This window comes from Tardiphaga sp. (assembly GCF_041424195.1).
In the GTDB taxonomy this organism is placed as follows: Bacteria; Pseudomonadota; Alphaproteobacteria; order Rhizobiales; family Xanthobacteraceae; genus Tardiphaga.
On the sequence record NZ_JBGMOE010000094.1, the window covers coordinates 68,260 to 85,123 of the forward strand.

General features: G+C 61.9%; 20 protein-coding genes and 1 pseudogene. 11 read left to right on the forward strand and 10 right to left on the reverse strand.

Features of this window, described 5'->3' with window-relative positions; genetic code table 11:
• Positions 1–18: 18 nt before the first annotated feature.
• The 5 genes from ACEK02_RS14400 to ACEK02_RS14420 form a co-directional block, all read right to left on the reverse strand.
• A complete protein-coding gene (locus ACEK02_RS14400) occupies positions 19–735 on the reverse strand; it encodes an ABC transporter ATP-binding protein (RefSeq protein ID WP_371422359.1) in 717 nt (238 codons plus the stop codon).
• On the reverse strand, positions 732–1,484 hold the full coding sequence (locus ACEK02_RS14405) for an ABC transporter ATP-binding protein (protein WP_371422360.1): 753 nt from the start codon (positions 1,482–1,484) through the stop codon (positions 732–734). The genes ACEK02_RS14400 and ACEK02_RS14405 overlap by 4 nt, the downstream gene beginning before the upstream one ends.
• On the reverse strand, positions 1,481–2,431 hold the full coding sequence (locus ACEK02_RS14410) for a branched-chain amino acid ABC transporter permease (protein WP_371422361.1): 951 nt from the start codon (positions 2,429–2,431) through the stop codon (positions 1,481–1,483). The genes ACEK02_RS14405 and ACEK02_RS14410 overlap by 4 nt, the downstream gene beginning before the upstream one ends.
• A complete protein-coding gene (locus ACEK02_RS14415) occupies positions 2,431–3,297 on the reverse strand; it encodes a branched-chain amino acid ABC transporter permease (RefSeq protein WP_371422362.1) in 867 nt (288 codons plus the stop codon). The genes ACEK02_RS14410 and ACEK02_RS14415 overlap by 1 nt, the downstream gene beginning before the upstream one ends.
• 65 nt (positions 3,298–3,362) lie before the next feature.
• Complete coding sequence (locus ACEK02_RS14420) at positions 3,363–4,559, reverse strand: amino acid ABC transporter substrate-binding protein (protein WP_371422363.1); 1,197 nt, start codon at positions 4,557–4,559, stop codon at positions 3,363–3,365.
• A gap of 769 nt (positions 4,560–5,328) precedes the next feature.
• Between ACEK02_RS14420 and ACEK02_RS14425 the strand changes: the two genes are divergently transcribed.
• The 3 genes from ACEK02_RS14425 (at position 5,329) to ACEK02_RS14435 (ending at position 7,004) form a co-directional block, all read left to right on the forward strand.
• Positions 5,329–5,550: a hypothetical protein gene (locus ACEK02_RS14425; protein ID WP_371422364.1), complete on the forward strand. Its 222-nt coding sequence runs from the start codon at positions 5,329–5,331 to the stop codon at positions 5,548–5,550.
• 172 nt (positions 5,551–5,722) lie between these two features.
• A complete protein-coding gene (locus tag ACEK02_RS14430) occupies positions 5,723–5,875 on the forward strand; it encodes a hypothetical protein (RefSeq protein WP_371422365.1) in 153 nt (50 codons plus the stop codon).
• A 58-nt stretch (positions 5,876–5,933) separates the two neighbouring features.
• Positions 5,934–7,004 (forward strand): LLM class flavin-dependent oxidoreductase, encoded by a 1,071-nt coding sequence (locus ACEK02_RS14435; protein ID WP_371422366.1) that lies wholly within the window; start codon positions 5,934–5,936, stop codon positions 7,002–7,004.
• A 10-nt stretch (positions 7,005–7,014) separates the two neighbouring features.
• Here the strand turns inward: ACEK02_RS14435 and ACEK02_RS14440 are convergent.
• The 4 genes and pseudogenes from ACEK02_RS14440 to ACEK02_RS14455 all read right to left on the reverse strand — a co-directional run.
• Positions 7,015–7,161 (reverse strand): annotated as a pseudogene (locus tag ACEK02_RS14440) (YkvA family protein); the annotation flags it as partial.
• A gap of 75 nt (positions 7,162–7,236) precedes the next feature.
• A complete protein-coding gene (locus ACEK02_RS14445) occupies positions 7,237–7,740 on the reverse strand; it encodes a ferritin-like domain-containing protein (protein ID WP_371422367.1) in 504 nt (167 codons plus the stop codon).
• Between the two features lie 125 nt (positions 7,741–7,865).
• Positions 7,866–8,216: a hypothetical protein gene (locus ACEK02_RS14450; RefSeq protein ID WP_371422368.1), complete on the reverse strand. Its 351-nt coding sequence runs from the start codon at positions 8,214–8,216 to the stop codon at positions 7,866–7,868.
• Positions 8,217–8,405: 189 nt separating this feature from the next.
• Complete coding sequence (locus tag ACEK02_RS14455; RefSeq protein ID WP_371422369.1) at positions 8,406–8,609, reverse strand: cold-shock protein; 204 nt, start codon at positions 8,607–8,609, stop codon at positions 8,406–8,408.
• A gap of 235 nt (positions 8,610–8,844) precedes the next feature.
• On the opposite strand from ACEK02_RS14455, the gene ACEK02_RS14460 reads away from it, so the two are divergent.
• A complete protein-coding gene (locus ACEK02_RS14460) occupies positions 8,845–8,976 on the forward strand; it encodes a hypothetical protein (protein ID WP_371422370.1) in 132 nt (43 codons plus the stop codon).
• Between the two features lie 108 nt (positions 8,977–9,084).
• Here ACEK02_RS14460 and ACEK02_RS14465 read toward each other — a convergent pair whose 3' ends face one another.
• A complete protein-coding gene (locus ACEK02_RS14465) occupies positions 9,085–9,213 on the reverse strand; it encodes a hypothetical protein (RefSeq protein ID WP_371422371.1) in 129 nt (42 codons plus the stop codon).
• A gap of 76 nt (positions 9,214–9,289) precedes the next feature.
• On the opposite strand from ACEK02_RS14465, the gene ACEK02_RS14470 reads away from it, so the two are divergent.
• The 7 genes from ACEK02_RS14470 to ACEK02_RS14500 all read left to right on the forward strand — a co-directional run bounded on the left by ACEK02_RS14470 (position 9,290) and on the right by ACEK02_RS14500 (position 16,658).
• Positions 9,290–9,505, forward strand: coding sequence for a hypothetical protein (locus ACEK02_RS14470; protein WP_371422372.1), 216 nt, complete (start codon positions 9,290–9,292; stop codon positions 9,503–9,505).
• A gap of 242 nt (positions 9,506–9,747) precedes the next feature.
• Complete coding sequence (locus tag ACEK02_RS14475) at positions 9,748–9,978, forward strand: hypothetical protein (RefSeq protein ID WP_371422373.1); 231 nt, start codon at positions 9,748–9,750, stop codon at positions 9,976–9,978.
• 88 nt (positions 9,979–10,066) lie between these two features.
• Entirely contained in the window at positions 10,067–10,327 is a 261-nt protein-coding gene (locus ACEK02_RS14480; protein ID WP_371422374.1) for a hypothetical protein, read from the forward strand.
• 241 nt (positions 10,328–10,568) lie between these two features.
• Positions 10,569–11,726 carry a sensor histidine kinase gene (locus tag ACEK02_RS14485; RefSeq protein ID WP_371422375.1) on the forward strand — a complete coding sequence of 386 codons (1,158 nt, stop codon included), beginning with the start codon at positions 10,569–10,571 and terminating at the stop codon, positions 11,724–11,726.
• Between the two features lie 312 nt (positions 11,727–12,038).
• Complete coding sequence (locus tag ACEK02_RS14490; RefSeq protein ID WP_371422376.1) at positions 12,039–13,814, forward strand: acyl-CoA dehydrogenase; 1,776 nt, start codon at positions 12,039–12,041, stop codon at positions 13,812–13,814.
• Positions 13,815–13,921: 107 nt separating this feature from the next.
• The gene (locus ACEK02_RS14495) at positions 13,922–14,683 is read left to right on the forward strand and encodes a crotonase/enoyl-CoA hydratase family protein (RefSeq protein WP_371422377.1); all 762 of its coding nucleotides are present in this window, start codon (positions 13,922–13,924) and stop codon (positions 14,681–14,683) included.
• A gap of 346 nt (positions 14,684–15,029) precedes the next feature.
• A complete protein-coding gene (locus tag ACEK02_RS14500; RefSeq protein ID WP_371422379.1) occupies positions 15,030–16,658 on the forward strand; it encodes a bifunctional UDP-sugar hydrolase/5'-nucleotidase in 1,629 nt (542 codons plus the stop codon).
• The last annotated feature ends 206 nt before the right edge of the window (positions 16,659–16,864 follow it).

Here is a 16,864-nt window from a genome sequence, read left to right on the forward strand (position 1 = left end):
TCCTTCTGAATGCAAAACCTAGATTCCAAGATAAGCGGCGCGAACCGACGGATCACGCAATATCTCTGCCGCCGTTCCGGCCGCAACGCTGCGACCCTGATCGATGACATAGGCATGATCGGCGAATTCGAGCGCCGTGGCCACATCCTGTTCGACGACGAGCAGGCTCGTTCCGGCCGCATTCACCTTGCGCAGCGCTTCTATCAGCTCGTCGACCACCTTCGGCGCCAGGCCGAGTGACAATTCGTCGATCAGCAGCAACCGCGGCGCCGCCATCAGCCCGCGGCCGATCGCGCACATCTGCTGTTCGCCGCCCGAGAGCGTCACGGCATCCTGCCTGCGCCGTTCGCGCAGACGGGGAAACAGATCGAAGACGCGCTCGATGTCCGCGGAAATCGCGCCGCGATCGCTGCGGCCATAGGCGCCCAGCATCAGATTGTCCAGCACCGAAAGGCCAGCGAACAAGCGCCGCCCCTCCGGCACATGGATCAGACCGCGGCGCACGAAATCGAGCGGCGACGCCGCCCGCACCTCCTCGCCGTTGAACACGATCCTGCCGCCGGTTGGTTGCAACAGCCCGGACAAGGCACGCAGGATGGTGCTCTTGCCTGCACCATTCGAACCGATGAGAGCAACGACGTCGCCTTGCGGAACAGCGAGATCGACGTTCCAGACCACCTGCACGTCGCCATAGCCAACCGCGAGATGGCGAACCTCGAGCAAAGCTGCGCTCATGGTGCAATCTCCTTCTGCAGCCTGGCGAAGCGCTTGCCGAGATAGGCCTCGATCACACCTTCGTCCTGCATGACCTCGGCCGTCGGGCCATCGGCCACCAGCCGGCCCTGATGCAGCACCAGCAGCCGGCTACAGGACCGTGACACCACCTTCATCAGATGCTCGATCAACAGGACGGTAATTCCCTTTGCCGCAATCTCCGCGATCAGGCGCAAGGCATTGTCGATCTCTGCCGCGTTGAGGCCCGCATTGACCTCGTCGAGCAGGAGCAACTTCGGTTTCGATGCCAGACTCTTCGCCAGTTCGAGCCGCTTACGGCCGGCAAGCGTCAATGCTGACGCCAGCGTATCTGCCTCGCGTGTGAGCCCGCAAAAAGCCAGATGCAGATCGGCATCGCGGCTGGCCTCCTCGCGCGTCGGAACGCCGCCGGCAAACAACGCCGCTGCGGCAACATTCTCACGCACCGTCATGCGCGGGAACGGCTGCACGATCTGGAATGTGCGCGCGATGCCCGCGCGAGCCACCAGATCCGGCCGCAATCCACCTATCTGCCGGCCGGCAAAATCGATCGTCCCCGATGTCGGCTTCAGAACACCCGTAACGACATTGACAAAGGTCGTCTTGCCCGCGCCGTTGGGACCGATCAGGCCGATGACCTCGCCTTCCTTGAGCGACACAGAAACATCGTCGAGCGCGAGCAAGCCTCCGAAGCGGCGGGAGACATGATTCATTGTGAGAAGCACGCTCATCGCGGCGCCCTCCGCACGATCCCGACAAGCGACGACCATACACCTCGCCCCCGTAGCGCCCCAAGCCCGCTCGGCAAGAACAACACCAGCGCCACCACCAGCAGGCCGAGGAAGCCCGCATGAAATTCCAGGCTGTTGCGCCAGATCAGTTCTTCCAGCCCGAGGAAGACGAAAGCGCCGATCACAGGTCCGGCGATGGTGCCGACGCCGCCAAGCAAGGCCATGATGATCGGCTTGACCGAGAGCGACACGTCATAGACGTCAGATGGATCGATATAGCTGACCCATGACGCATAGATCGCACCAGCGATGCCGATGAACAGGCTGGACAAAGCGAAGCCGGTCACCTTGGCGCGCCGCGTATCGACGCCAATCACCTGGGCAGCGTCCTCGTTCTGCTCGATGCAGCGAAGCGCGACGCCCAGCCGTGCCCGGTCGATCCAGATCGACACCAGAACGGCCGCCACCGCGACCACGCTCATGGCCACGAGAAACAACTGCGCCTGGCTGCTCGAACTGCCACCCAGCAACGGCACGTTCAGGCCCATGCCACCGCCGGTCAGCGACGTCCAGGAATTGGTCACCTCGCGAAGCACGTCGGCAACGACGAGGCTGCCGATCGCAAAATAGTGCCCGCGCAGATGCAGGATCGCGAAGCCGAGGGCGGTCGCGAAGATAGCCGTGAAAAGACCGGCGCCGATCCAGGCGGCAACGACCGGCACGCCTGCCGACGATGCAAGGCCGCCGGCATAGGCGCCGAGCCCGAAGAAGGCTGCTGTCGCGAATGACGGATAGCCGGAGAAACCACCGACGATGTTCCAGGCGACGGCCAGCGTCGCATACATCGCGACCGTAGTGGCGAGGCGCAGCACATAGTTATCGCCAAACGCCAACAACCCAATGAACAGAACCAGCCCGGCAGCGATCGAGAATATCCTCCAGCGCATCAGTTGAACCCCTTGCGGCCGAGCAGCCCGGTGGGCCTGACCACCAGCAACACCAGCAAAAGGAGGAAGGAGATCGTCAGTGCATTTTCGGGCCCGATGAACAGCGCGCCGAAACTTTCGATCACGCCGAGCGCAAAGCCGCCGGCGACGACGCCGGGAATGCTGCCGAGCCCGCCGAGCACGCAGATGACAAACGCCTTGCCGAGATATCCGCCGGAGGACACTGGTGAGATCGGAAAGATGGCGGCGAGCAGCGCACCCGCAGATCCCGCCATGAAGGTCCCGAGGGCGAAAGCGATCGCATAGGTGCGCTTCACATCGATACCCATCAGCGATGCGGCATCGCGGTCCATGCGCACCGCCACGATGGCGCGGCCGAGCTGGGTGAAACGCAGCAGCAGCCCCAGGGCGATGACGAGTGCCAGGCCAACTGCCGTGGCGTAAACGCGATCGATTGGGAGGATGATGTCCCCGAACTCGAACACGCCAAGCGGCGGATTGAGGTTGATCTTGCGATAGTCGGCCTTGAAGCCGGCCAGCATGGCATTGTCGAGAAACAGGTTGAGACCGAAGGTCAATACCAGCGTCATCAGCACGGGACGCCCCATCACTGGGTTGATCGCGATGCGCTGGATGACGTAACCGAGCACGAAAAGGATCGCCCCGGCCACGGGCGCGAACAGGAACGGGCTGACACCGAACGATTGGTGAGCGAAGAATGCCAGATATCCGCCGAGCACGATCAGCGAACCGTGCAGGATGTTGATGATGTTGAGCACGCCCCAGACCAGCGAAAAGCCGGCGGCGATGCAGGCATAGAGCCCGCCTAAAGCCAGTCCGTTGACCAGCACCTGTATCCAGAGCATGTCGATGCCTCAAATGCAGAGGCCGTGGCAGAACGTGCTGCCACGGCCCCGCAAGCGTCAGAAGATCAGTTTCCCGGGGTCGCCCGGAAATCGCTGGTGGCGATGTCGGCGGGATAGACCACCTGCACCTTGCCTTGCTGGATCTGATAGACCGGCGGGATGTAGGAATTGGCGATACCTGTCGGGCCGAACGAGATCGGCGCGAAGAAGGTCTTGAAGCCGCCCTTCACGAGTTGCTCGCGGACTGCATCGCGATCCTTGGAGGCGGCGCGTTCGACGGCCAGTTGCAGGATCACACCCACAGCCGCGCCTGACGCCTGGGTGAAGTCGGGCTCCGCGCCATATTTGGTCTTGAACTGCGCGACGAAATCCTGCGTCGAGCCGAACACATCCTCACTCTTGTAATTCAGGATCGGATGAAACCAGCTCGCAGTGGTGACATTTTCCGACAGCGGGCCGACGGCGTCGATCCATTCCTTGTAGGCCGGGCCATTGATCAGCGTGTAGACCTGACCACCGACCTTCAGCTCACCCGCCTGTTTGCGGGCGAGGATGAGGTCGTTGATATAGCCCGTGACCACGACCCAATCGGGCTTGGCGGCGCGCAACTGCGTCAGCGCAGAAGAGTGGTCCAGCGTGCCGATCGGGTACTTCTCGAAGAACACGACTTCGAAGCCGCGCTTCTTGGCGCTCTTCTCGAATTCATTGGCCAGCGACAATGGATAGAGATCGTTGCGGGCCAGAATCGCGACACGCTTCACATTCGGCAACTTCGCCTTGATCAGATCCGCGATCGGCTCGCTCAGGGTGCTGTTGTCGGTGTAGAGGCCGAACAGGTTCTTGTAGCCCTGATCGAACACTTCGGCAGACGATGCGCTCGATGCCAGCAGCGGCACGCCGGCCTTCTCGGCCACCGCGCTCACGGCCTTGGCCGCACCGGAGCCGAACGGCGAGAACAGGAAATCGACCTTGTCATCGGTGATCAGCTTCTCGGCGAGCTGGACCGCCTTGGGCGTCGTGGACTGGTAATCATAATAGACCAGCTCGATCTTCAGCTTCTTCTCACCTGCCTTGATGCCACCGGCCGCATTGACCTTCTCCTGCCAGAGCTCATAGCCCTGCTTCAGTTTTGCGCCTTCCGGAGCCAACGCACCCGTGAGCGGAAGCGGGGCGCCTATGCGCAGGGAATCCTGCGCACTTGCGATGCCCGCCTGCAACACGATGGCCGCGGCGGCGGCCAGCAGCGAACGTCCCAACTTCATGGTCATCTCCTTATGAGTTCCGCGGCATGTCTCCGAGCGCAAAAGGGATGTCAATGCGCTGATCGCAATAAAGTAATTCATGCCTCAACACTTGATCGCACCATATTAGATGCGCTGGCGCGAGATCGATAACGATGGATTTTTGCTACAGTTGAGCAAAACGTCCGACACAGCTTTCGCGCGGTGCATCGTGGTACTGCTGCTGATCCGCCAAACGCCGCATTGATCCAAGATCAAGGGTGCCGCATCCAGGCGTAACGTTCTCCAGATGGCGGCATTGTGAAGAGCGATCAACCCATGATCGTCCTGGTTTTTGGAGTTCCCCGGATCGCCTGCTTCACCGCGGCACGCAGCGATCTCAAGATCCTGTGACTCCTGCCGACCAGCGGCGATGGCCGCTATCTCGGCACCACCGCCGGCGCGCCGAGGTCGACTTTGATGACGGCTGCGGCCCCCGTCCGGCAGCGGTTCATTCGCCGCACATGCCCGCGCGCAGCATCGTCATCATTGCAGCGCCGCTAAATTTGGATGGCCATTTCATTGACGAACGAACACCGCCGTCGGATATTCGTGACACAGATTATGCACTTCGGAATGCCTGCATGACCGCATATGAGACAACAGTAGTGAGCCAGTCGCGCAAGCGCGTGACCTGCCGCTGCGTGTCCGCGGTCACCGGCGCGTGTTGTTGATTCCGGCGTAACAGCTCACATCGAATATCCCATCACTCACGGATAGGATCGCTGCTTCGGCGGCGAACGGAACGCGCATGTCCAATGCCTATGTCATCGAAGTCTTCCATCGCACTGCCGGAATCGTCGTCGCCGAAGAGCGCGGATTTCGTTTCTTCTCATCAGAGCCTGCCTTCGACACGCTTGAAGGTGACCATTTCGGATCGGCACGCGCAGCGGAACGCGCGGCGAAAGCGCTCGTGCTCCAGCGAAGTCACAAGGCTGGCCAATCCCATCGCCACGGCTCGCTGAGCCCCTAACTGAATGACAGTCAGCGCCAGACGAACAAAATTGCCCGGCGCAGACGGAGCGGAGAATATTGCTCCACACCGGAACGCCGCGACGCGCTGATCATCGTTATTTCTGGCGCGCGCTTGCGCAGACCGGGTTTATCGCTTTGGTTATTGGCAAATGGCGCGCTGGAGAACGATGATGCGTGAACTATCGGCGGAAGCCCGGTTGCATAGCCGTGCGCGCGCGTCGTCGAATCGCACGGCGGTGCGCCTGCACACCGCCGCCGTTTACGGCGCATTGGCGCTGATCGCAGCCATCGTGTTCGGCGCAACATCGGTACGCCCATTTTGAAACCGGCACGGGACGGTGAGCCGCATGCAAAAATGCGGTCGCATCGTCAGGGGACATCATGAGCGATCGTTCGGAATTTCTTTGGTACATCCCGAATGACGTGAAGGCAGGTCACCGCGGCGATGTCGTCGATCCAAACCACAACAGCGTCGAGACGCTTGCCGACCAGGCGCAAGCGCTGGAACGCCATGGGTGGCAGGGCGCGCTGATCGGCACCGGCTGGGGAAGGCCGGACACATTCACCGTCGCGTCGGTGCTGACGGCTCGAACGACGTCTTTCGAGCCGCTTATAGCCATCCGCCCGGGCTATTGGCAGCCGGCGCATTTTGCATCTGCCGCAGCCACACTGGATCAATTGAGCGGTGGCCGGGTTCGCATCAATATCGTGTCCGGCAAGGACAATCTGGCGGCTTACGGGGATGACGAAGCCGACTCGTCGCAGCGATATGCGCGGACCAAGGAATTCATGCGCATCGTCCGGCGGCTGTGGACCGAAGAAAACGTCACCTATTCCGGCGCGCATTTTCGCGTGTCGGACTCGACCGCGGCGCCGCGCATCGTCCCGCGCGGCAATCGCCGCCATCCGAAGCTGTATTTCGGCGGGGCGTCGGACGCAGCCGAGCATGTCGCCGCAACCGAAGCCGATGTCCAGCTATTCTGGGGCGAACCGCTCGGTGACGTCAAAGAACGAATTGAGCGGCTCAAGACCTTGAGTCAGCGCCTCGATCGGGATCTCCCGCCTTTGGAGTTTGGACTGAGGATCACGACGCTGGTCCGGGAGAGCTCGGCCGAGGCCTGGGCTGCGGCGGAAGCCAAGGTTGCCGATATGGCGAGGAAAGCAGGCGCGGGCTGGAACGACCATGGCCCTGCCATCGCCATCGGCCAACGGCGACTGCTCGACCTGCAGGCCCGCGGCGACGTCCTTGATGACAATCTCTATACGGCACCGGGAAAATTCGGCGCAGCCGGCGCCGGCACCACCTGGCTGGTGGGTTCGGCATCCGAAGTGGCCAGTTCGCTGCAGAAATACCGTGATCTCGGAATCAGGTACTTCATCCTGTCCGACACGCCCTATCTGGCGGAGATCGAGCGGCAAGGCAAAATACTCCTGCCTTTGCTTCGGGATTGATTTGCACGGCAACCGGCACGAAGTCCGGAATGAGATCGATCGGCGACAGCGCATAGGCGGCCACAGCGATCGCGAGAACTTTGGCAAACCACGGCACGCGCGGATCACGCGCGGCGAGATAGACGGCATGCGCGTCCGTTCTGACGTTTCGCGCCCAGCTCTTGATGCGCGTAAACATGAACACTTCGTGTCGACAAGCATATCCCGGCCGCCGAAGCGGCCGGGACATGTATCACATCTCGGCTTCAGCTTCGACGTTAACGACCGATTCTGCCAGACCGGTCAGCGCAGCGTCCGTCGCCTTCTCTTCCTGCAGCGTCGCATCGAGCAGTGATGCCGCATCCGACATCCCTAGTTCTTGCGCCCATGTGCGAAGGGTGCCGTAGCGGGACATCTCGTAATGTTCCACCGCCTGGCCGACAGCAAGGAGTCCGGCATCGAGCGCGGGCATGCCCTTGTACTCGGTCATGATCTCGGTGCCCTCCTTGGTGATGCCCATGATGGCGGCGCAGGTCTTGGCGACCGGCTTCTTGCCTGCGATCTTGAACACGCGCTCAAGGCGCTTGATCTGACCTGCGGTTTCCTTCTGATGCTTGAGAAAGGCGGCCTTCAGGCCCTTGTCCTGTGCGGCCTTCGCCATCTTCGGCAGGGTCGCGAAGATCTTCTTCTCGGCGAAGTACACATCCTTGAGGGTGTCGTGAAAAAGGTCGGCGAGCAACTTGGGCTTCTTGGCCATGGAATCTCTCCAATAAAAAAGCCCCTGCTGATGCAGGGGCCTCGCATTCAACGGTTGAGGTTGTGCACGCCCGACAAGTCGCCGTAAGGAATTATGTTCCGGCGGGCGAGGAAGGACCTCGAATGTCAGCCCTTGCCTGCCCAGGCCGGGCGCTCCCCCAACCATGGCGGCAGCGCGTCCCACTCGGCGGCTCTCATCCGCCGTTCCTCGCCCCCGACATTGATGAAAACAAACGGCGCATCTTCCCCGCCTGTCTTGGAGCCGGCGAACATCGCAGGAATGCCGTACGCATCTCGAAGGGCCGTCTTGATGGACATATGTTCCTCGATCTGTGAGCTGGCAACGTCGCGGCGTTGACGCATTTTACTGCGTGAGCAGGCCCACGACTTGATCGTTGCCGATTGCATCGACGACAAAGCCCGCGTGCTGCTGGCAGGCGCGTTGCACACGCCCGGGGGAACGCGTCTGTCCAGCATGCGTGGACCCCCGAGACGCAGCGGCAGCAAACATCCCTGATTGCCGCCTCGTGGAAACAAACCAGCGACATGCGGCCGGCTCGCTGAAATTGCGCGAAAGGCCCGCCAGGGGTAGATCCGGCAGGCTATTCAGTCGTTAGGTGACAACCGGGCGCCGCCAGACTTGCGGTACCCGGCGACAGGTATCGATCAGCCAACCCGGAGGTTTTCTGCCGAAGTCTTGCCACGGTTGGCCACTTCCTCGAAACTGACCTTGGCCCCCTCGTTCAGCGTGCTCAGACCCGCCTTCTCGACGGCCGAGATGTGAACAAAGACGTCCTTGCCGCCATCGTCCGGCTGGATGAAGCCGAAGCCCTTCGTCGCGTTGAACCATTTTACTACGCCAGTGGTCACTTCAGTTCTCCCGGTTATCTCACGAAACACAGCAGCGCTCTATTCGGCGGCGAGTCAATCGAGCAAAGTTTGATTTTGCCAAACAGATCCTGCGATCCGCTATCGGGAGGACCGGGCGACCGTGACGCGTCTCCCACGGCCCCGACGTGCCGGCATTTCAGGGCAACATAATCCACGAGATGGCCGGCCGACGTGCTATTGTTATCAGAGCCCAGCTCGGGCGGAGGACCAAACCATGGCTAAAGGCGAACAACGAAACAATCGCGAAGCAAAGAAGCCCAAAAAGGACAAGGTCAAAACGATTGCAGCAGCTCCGAGCATGAAGAACCTGATGCACCCCGAGGCAGACAAGCCCAGAAAGAAATAGTCTAACGGAGCGCATCGCCAGCAGTGCTGCACCGTCTGAGGTCATGGGCACCCGGCGCATGATCCATGCGCCCGATCGCGCTATCGCGTTCGCGACGATCGAAAACCATCAAATCCAATCAAGAATGTTCACCCCTTCCGGGGCGCTCCGACGCGCATCGGCGATCATGCCAGATTTGGCAGTCCCGCCCGTTGACTTGCCTTCGGCATCGGAACTGCTGAAGATGATCTGATGCATTTCATTAACCATACGATGCTACCCGTCCTGTAGCGCGGATCCTGTCCAGCGTACCGCGCCAACTCTGGAGTCGCAGATGCAGGTCATCGAAATCACGGACCTCGTCGAGGCCAGACGAGCGCGTCTGGCTCAATATCACGGGCTACCGCGCGCACTTCAGCTGAACGGTCAAACAGTCACGGGTTCGGTGAGATCTGTCCTGATGGATGCATCGGCGGCAAAGTGGACCGTCAAGCTCATTGCAACGCCACCCGTCGTCGACAGAAAATATAGTCTGCGCCGCTCAGCCTAGAGCCGGACGCAGACCCGCACGACAACATCCGACTTTCTTCAGCCCTGCCATCCCGCAGTCGCATGTATCTGTAGCGCGCACTTCTACCTGCATTCACCGAGCAGACTGCCATTTCGGTGACCGGCGAACTGCAACGAGTGCAAGATCGTTCAGGCTGCTTGCAGCCATCCCCCATACATTGAACACATAGACGTCGTAACATTCCTGAGCTCGGGCTTTCTCCGAGCTTTATGGATCCAAACATGATTGCTATTTCGACACAGGTTCAGGCACCTGATGACCTTCAGCGCGTAGCGTTCGACATAAGACATGGCAATCGCCGGATTGCGTGCACCCTGACGACCAAGTTTCCAACCAAAGATCAGGCCAAGAAGTACTTCCACGCCAACAGGCCGCTGATCGAGAAACTGGCCCGCGATCAGATGGAACTGGCTGCAGCCAACGACGGTGAGATCAAGCTGGTGATGATTTAAAAGTCGCCTGCCATACTCTCCGTTTCCGTGAAACAAAGGCACAGCTTCGTCTTCGCGTTGGCTCAAGCACGACGCAAGGGATACCGATATGGCGAAGTCGTTGCTTTCCAGACAAGACCTCGAACATGCGGCATTGCTGCAGATCCGAAGCTGCTACGGATGCGAAGACGTGACGGCCGTGATTATCGACGAGATCGCAGACCCTCGCTTTGATACGAACTGGGCGATTCTGTCACTTCATCGAACAACCGACGTGCAACTGAGGCTCACCGCAGAGCTCAACACAGTCCGGGCGATTGACAGCACCCAGGAAAGACTGCGCAAGCTCTATAACCTCAAGACTGACTGAGCTCGTCCAGCTGCAGGTGAAGCATAACGCCCATATTCCGGATCGATGTGGGAGCGGTTCCGCCGCCCCAGGGACGAATTCCGCCGGGACTGCGGCCCCTTGCATGACATGCGACAGGCGATCCCAGGATTATGTCGACTTCGGATGCAGAAACCGCTACGTTCCTTCACATCACCTCCGCACAATAGGCACTCGGTGACTGAGGGCCGCGTATGCTCCCGCCTTGATGGGAGCAGCCTGGGTGTCATCATCTCAAGATAAGACCAACGTACTTGTCGTCGAAGACGAGATGGTGCTCCGTATGCGAGCGGTCGACATCGTCGAGGACGCAGGATTTACAGCCGTCGAAGCGACGAATGCCGATCAGGCCATCAGCGTGCTCGAGGCGCGATCCGACATTTCGCTCTTGTTTTCGGACATCCAGATGCCCGGCACTATGGACGGATTGAAACTTGCTCATGCGGTCCATGAACGCTGGCCACAGATCAAGATCATCCTGGTATCCGGCCAGATAACCCCTTCGAGCGACGAGAAACCGGAAAACAGCCGCTTCTTTGGCAAGCCTATCGACGGCACGCAGATGATCGCCGAACTGCAGGACATGATCGGTACAGGCACCCTTGCGGTCGTCTCTGGCCAGGCCAGTCTGGCCGTCAATCCGGCGCGGCCGAGCCAGTCTGTCGCGGAAGAAACGCTGACGGCCGAGAACGACAGCCTGCGACTATTGCTGGAACAGGCTGGAATAGATGCCAAGCTGTTGCTCGCGCAGGCCGGCATAGACGCCAAGGAGCGGGAAGCCGCCGACAAGTTGCAGAAGCTTGTGCTCGGTGAATTGCACCACCGCATCAAGAACACCCTCGCGACCGTGAGTGCGATCGCTTCGCAGAGCCTTCGCACCGCTACCGGCGTTCAGCATGCGCAGCAGGCCATCGAGGGGCGGCTTCTTGCGCTCGGTCGCGCACATGACCTCTTGATGCAGGTCAGTTGGGCGAGTGCCGGCCTCGGGATGATCATCCGCAACGCCACCGAGCCCTACGACAACAAAGGCGTTGGGCGCTTCGCTATCTCAGGACCGGAAGTAGACATGGGGTCGGGCGCAGTTATCGCCCTGGCGATGACGCTCAACGAACTCTGCACAAACGCCACCAAGTTCGGGGCGCTTTCGGATCCAAGCGGTATTGTTAAGGTCGACTGGACGATCGATCAGGCGTCGCAGCAACTGACCTTGAGCTGGATCGAAAGCGGCGGCGCGCACGTCAATCCGCCCGTCCGCCGCAGCTTCGGCACACGCATGATGGAATCGCTCGGACGGCAACTGAGCGGCACCGTGCGTTTGGCCTATCCCCCCTCAGGCTTCACCTACACCCTGGTGGTACCGATCGCTTCGCTGAGCAAATAAGCCGGCGGGGCTCTTTGCCGCGGGACGACCGCCGCTGTCAAAGTGCATGATTTTCCTGTGAAATCTCCTATTTTCGGGGAATTTGCGCGGCGGCAGGCGCGAACGGCATTCCCGCCCCGGCCAGGGCAGGCCCATCGGCGCCCCGTTGCCTCTCTCATGAAGTAAACGCCCGCATTTCACTCCGATGCGCGTTGACGGGGCGCAGCCGCGCCTCCCGGGCAGGTCCGGATGCGCCCTTTGGCGTGTTGAGGGACCGCCCGTTTCGTGGGAAGACGGCACAAAGCTGAAAAGGTTACCGCGGAGCGAGATGCCATGACCTATCGTGCACCCATCAATGACATGCTGCTGGCCCTCAATCATGGCGCCGGCCTGCAGGCGGCCCTGAAAGCTGGCCATTACGGCGATTTCGACGCCGACATGACCGCTGCCGTGCTCGAAGAGGCCGGCCGCTTTGCCAGTGACGTTCTGGCGCCGCTCAATACCGTGGGCGACAAGAACGGCATCAAGCTTGCCGACAACAAGGTCACCACCGCCCCCGGCTGGCCCGATGCCTACCAGCGCTGGACTGCCGCCGGCTGGAACGGTGTCTCCGGTCCCGAGGCCTTCGGCGGCCAGGGCCTGCCGCTGGCCATCAATGCCGCCTGCACCGAGATCTGGAGCGCGTCGAATATTGCGTTCGGCCTGTGCCCGCTGCTGACGCTCTCCGCCATCGAAGCACTCGACGCCCATGGCAGCGACGAACTGAAAAAGATCTATCTGGAGAAGCTGGTCACCGGCGAATGGACCGGCACCATGCAGCTCACCGAGCCGCAGGCCGGCTCCGATGTGGGCGCCCTGCGCTCGCGCGCCGAGCGCCAGGCCGACGGCAGCTATCGCATCTCCGGTACCAAGATCTTCATCACCTATGGCGATCACGACATGACCGACAACATCGTGCATTTCGTGCTCGCACGATTGCCCGATGCGCCCGCCGGCACCAAGGGCATCTCGCTGTTCCTGATTCCGAAATTCCTGGTCAATGCCGACGGCTCGCTCGGCGAACGCAACGACATCTATGCCTCCGGCGTCGAGCACAAGCTCGGCATGCATGCCTCGCCGACCTGCACCATGACCATGGGCGACAAGGGCGGCGCTATCGGCTATCTGATCGGCGAGGAAAATCGCGGCATGCTGTGCATGTTCACGATGATGAACCAGGCCCGGCTCGGCGTCGGCCTCGAAGGCGTCGGCATTGCCGACCGCGCCTATCAGCAGGCGCTGGCCTTCGCGCAGGAACGCAAGCAGGGCCGCGGCATCGGCAGCAAGACGGCCGGCATGGATCCGATCATCGTGCATCCCGACGTCAAGCGCATGCTGATGCAGATGCGCTCGCTCACCGCCGCTGCGCGCACGATCTGCTACGCCACGGCTGTCGCGCTCGACGTCGCCGCGCGCTCGCCCGATGCCAAGGTGCGCACCGCAGCCGCCGCACGCGGCGCGCTGCTGACGCCGATCGCCAAGGCCTTCTCCACCGATATCGGCAATGAAGTGACGTCACTGGGCGTGCAGATCCATGGCGGCATGGGCTTCATCGAGGAGACCGGCGCGGCACAGCACTACCGCGATGCGCGCATCACGGCGATCTATGAAGGCACCAACGGTATCCAGTCGATCGACCTCGTCACGCGCAAACTCGCGGCATCAGGCGGCGAAGCGGTCTGGGCCCTGCTCGATGAACTCGGCGGCATCGTGTCGCGCGTCGAGGCCTCCAACGATCCGGCTTTCGGCACCACCGGCGCAAAACTCCGCGACGCGCTCGGCTCGCTGGAACGTTCGAGCAAGTGGCTGCTCGAGAAGCTGGCCTCGGCCCCCAACGACGCACTGTCCGGCGCCACGCCCTATCTGCGGCTGTTCGGCTCCGCCCTCGGCGGCTGCATGCTGGCCAACGAAGCGCTCGCAGCCCGCGATGGCGACGGCGATTCCGCGCGCTATGTGACGGTTGCGCGGTTCTTCGCGGAGAATATTGCGGTACAGGCGGGTTCTCTCGAACGCACCGTGATGGACTCCAGTGAATCCGTGATGTCGGCCGACGCAGTTTTGCTGGCATAGGCCGTCGCGGGCCATATCGGTCGCAGCGGATTGATGTAATATCCGGCAGAGGAAACGTGCCCGCCGCGCTTTTTGCGGGGCGCTGCAAGGAGCTGCAGGGAATTGACATGAGCGAACATCTGATCGTGACTGACGAAGAGGCCACGCGCGTGATCACGCTGCGCCGGCCGGAAAAGAAGAACGCGCTGACGCAGGACATGTATCGCGCCATGTCGGACGCGATCGATACCGCGCAGAACAATCCGGCGATCCGCTGCATGATCATCACCGGCGGTTCCGGTGCCTTCACCGCCGGCAACGACCTCGAGGATTTCCTCAAGGACAGCGCCGCCAAGGCCGAAGCGCCCAGGGCATCGAACGCCGTCAAATTTCTGTATTCGCTGGCGCAGAACGTCAAGCCGCTCATCGCCGCAGTGGACGGCGTCGCCATCGGCATCGGCACCACGATGCTGTTTCACTGCGATTATGTGCTGGCCTCGACCACGGCGACGTTCAAGACGCCCTTCATCCATCTCGGCCTGGTGCCGGAAGGCGCATCCAGCCTGTTGTTTCCGCGCACCATGGGCCATCAGCGCGCCTTCGCGGCGCTGGTGATGGGCCGCACCATGGATGCGGAGGATGGCAAGGCTGCCGGCTTCGTCAATGAAGTCGTGGCGCCCGGCCATACCGAAGTCGAGGCGCGCAAGGTGGCCCGCGAAATCTGCGCCCTGCCCGCCGAAGCCGTGGCGATCTCGCGCCGGCTGCTGAAGCTCCCGCCCGAGGACCTCACGCGGCGCATCGATCAGGAAGGCCATCTGTTCGGCGAGCGCATGAAGTCCCAGGAGGCGATTGCGGCTTTCAAGGCGTTCTTCGCGCGCAAGAAAGGGTGATCTAACCTCTCCCCGTGCTTACGGGGAGAGGTCGGCCGGCGAAGCGTGGCGAAGCCGGTCGGGTGAGGGGCATGGCACTGTCGTCAACGCAATCGTGACGCCTCGTGTCGCTATCGCGTCAAACGATCGCGTCATGAATAACCACCTATCGCAGCGAGAGTTGCGGATATCCGACCCGAGGGATCTTCCGGAATTGCTGACATCCTGCCCTGCCCCTCACCCGACCGGCTTCGCTGCGCTTCGCCCGTCGACCTCTCCCCGCCTAGCGAAGCTGCGCTTCGCATGGGAACGGGGAGAGGTTAAGACTGCAGCGATCGCTGCGTGCACCGTTCTAGTGGGCGCACTACTGTGTTTGGCACCGGCCGCCCACGCCCAGACCTCAGCATCTCCCGTCGATGTCACCGTCCTCGCCATCAACGACTTCCACGGCAATCTGCGCCCTGCCCCCGGCGGCATCACCATTGATGATCCCGCCGACAGGACGAAGAAGATCACCGTGCCGGCCGGCGGCGCCGAGCATATGGCGACGCTGGTCAAGCAGCTGCGCGCCGGAAAACCGAACAGCGTGTTCGTGGCCGCCGGCGACCTGATCGGCGCCAGCCCGTTCCTCTCCGCGCTGTTCCACGACGAGCCGACTATCGAGGCGCTGTCGATGATGGGGCTGGAGATCGCCTCGGTCGGCAATCACGAATTCGACGAGGGCCGCGAGGAGCTGCTGCGCATGCAGAACGGTGGGTGCCACCCCATCGATGGCTGCCAGGGCCCGCATCCCTTCGCCGGCGCGACGTTCAACTATCTCGCTGCGTCCACCATCGATAGCAGGACCGGCGAGCCGCTGCTGCCACCCTATCGGATCAAGACATTCGACGGCATTCCCGTGGCCTTCATCGGCCTGACGCTGAAAGGCACGCCGGGTCTGGTTGCGCCGCCGGGAATCGCCGGTCTGGAATTCAGGGACGAGGCCGACACGGTCAATGCGCTGGTGCCCGAGCTGAAAGCCAAGGGCGTCGAGGCCATCGTGGTGCTGATCCACGAAGGCGGCTTCCCCACCGGCGACTACAATGAATGCCCGGGCATCTCCGGCCCGATCGTCGACATCGTCAAAAAATTCGACAAGGCCGTCGACGTCGTCGTCAGCGGCCACACCCACCGCGCCTATACGTGCCAGATCGACGGACGGCTCGTCACCTCGGGCGACAAATACGGCACGCTGGTCACCACCATCGACCTCAAGCTCGACCGCACCACGCGCGATGTCGTCAGCGCCAAGGCCGACAATGTCATCGTGCGCACGGCAACCTATCCCGCAGATCCCGCCCAGACGGCCCTGCTCGCCGCCTATGACAAGGTGGCCGCGCCCATCGCCAGTCGCCCGGCCGGATCGGTCACCGCAACGCTGTCGCGCATGCCCGACATGACCACCGGCGAAAGCCCGCTCGGCGATATCATCGCCGATGCACATCTCGCCGCGACATCGGCCGGCAATCTCGGCGCCGCCGTGATCGCCTTCACCAATCCCGGCGGCATCCGCGCCGATATCGTGAAGTCAGCCGACGGCACCGTGACCTATGGCGACGTCTTCGCCGCGCAGCCGTTCCGCAATCAACTTGTGACGCTGACGCTCACCGGCGCGCAGATCAAGGCGACGCTCGAGCAGCAATGGAACACCCCGAGCCGGCCGCGCATCCTGCAGGTGTCGAAAGGCTTCAGCTACGCGTGGGACAACACGGCTGCGACCGGCCAGCGCATTCCGCCCGGGCGCATGATGCTGGATGGCCAGGTGATCGATGCCACTGCAAATTATCGCGTCACCGTGAACGGCTTTCTCGCCGTCGGCGGCGACGGCTTCACGGTGCTGAAAGATGGCAAGGATCCGCTGGTCGGCGTCTACGACGTCGATGCGCTGAACGCCTATATGAAGGCCAACAGCCCGGTGTCGCCGATGCCGCTGGGGCGGATCTCGCGGGTGGATTAGCAGAACGCCTGTCATCCTGACCCGTCATTCCGGGCGTGCGAAGCGGCGCAGCCGGCAGAGCGCGAAGCCGGAATGACAGTTCGGGGCTGGAAGGCATCAAACATTTTTTCCTATCTCCATTGACATCATCCCCATCTTGATTATTTTCCCTTGCGTCCTGCCCCACCGAGAGGGGCGATCGCGATCGTCACGATTGCGGGGCGGGA

What these genes read in the sequence shown, in the direction of transcription:
- ACEK02_RS14400 (WP_371422359.1), bottom strand. Translation starts at nt 735, where the DNA reads ATGAGCGCAGCTTTGCTCGAGGTTCGCCATCTCGCGGTTGGCTATGGC.
- ACEK02_RS14405 (WP_371422360.1), bottom strand. Translation starts at nt 1,484, where the DNA reads ATGAGCGTGCTTCTCACAATGAATCATGTCTCCCGCCGCTTCGGAGGC.
- ACEK02_RS14410 (WP_371422361.1), bottom strand. Translation starts at nt 2,431, where the DNA reads ATGCGCTGGAGGATATTCTCGATCGCTGCCGGGCTGGTTCTGTTCATT.
- ACEK02_RS14415 (WP_371422362.1), bottom strand. Translation starts at nt 3,297, where the DNA reads ATGCTCTGGATACAGGTGCTGGTCAACGGACTGGCTTTAGGCGGGCTC.
- ACEK02_RS14420 (WP_371422363.1), bottom strand. Translation starts at nt 4,559, where the DNA reads ATGAAGTTGGGACGTTCGCTGCTGGCCGCCGCCGCGGCCATCGTGTTG.
- ACEK02_RS14425 (WP_371422364.1), top strand. Translation starts at nt 5,329, where the DNA reads ATGTCCAATGCCTATGTCATCGAAGTCTTCCATCGCACTGCCGGAATC.
- ACEK02_RS14430 (WP_371422365.1), top strand. Translation starts at nt 5,723, where the DNA reads ATGCGTGAACTATCGGCGGAAGCCCGGTTGCATAGCCGTGCGCGCGCG.
- ACEK02_RS14435 (WP_371422366.1), top strand. Translation starts at nt 5,934, where the DNA reads ATGAGCGATCGTTCGGAATTTCTTTGGTACATCCCGAATGACGTGAAG.
- ACEK02_RS14445 (WP_371422367.1), bottom strand. Translation starts at nt 7,740, where the DNA reads ATGGCCAAGAAGCCCAAGTTGCTCGCCGACCTTTTTCACGACACCCTC.
- ACEK02_RS14450 (WP_371422368.1), bottom strand. Translation starts at nt 8,216, where the DNA reads ATGCTGGACAGACGCGTTCCCCCGGGCGTGTGCAACGCGCCTGCCAGC.
- ACEK02_RS14460 (WP_371422370.1), top strand. Translation starts at nt 8,845, where the DNA reads ATGGCTAAAGGCGAACAACGAAACAATCGCGAAGCAAAGAAGCCCAAA.
- ACEK02_RS14465 (WP_371422371.1), bottom strand. Translation starts at nt 9,213, where the DNA reads ATGCATCAGATCATCTTCAGCAGTTCCGATGCCGAAGGCAAGTCAACG.
- ACEK02_RS14470 (WP_371422372.1), top strand. Translation starts at nt 9,290, where the DNA reads ATGCAGGTCATCGAAATCACGGACCTCGTCGAGGCCAGACGAGCGCGT.
- ACEK02_RS14475 (WP_371422373.1), top strand. Translation starts at nt 9,748, where the DNA reads ATGATTGCTATTTCGACACAGGTTCAGGCACCTGATGACCTTCAGCGC.
- ACEK02_RS14480 (WP_371422374.1), top strand. Translation starts at nt 10,067, where the DNA reads ATGGCGAAGTCGTTGCTTTCCAGACAAGACCTCGAACATGCGGCATTG.
- ACEK02_RS14490 (WP_371422376.1), top strand. Translation starts at nt 12,039, where the DNA reads ATGACCTATCGTGCACCCATCAATGACATGCTGCTGGCCCTCAATCAT.
- ACEK02_RS14495 (WP_371422377.1), top strand. Translation starts at nt 13,922, where the DNA reads ATGAGCGAACATCTGATCGTGACTGACGAAGAGGCCACGCGCGTGATC.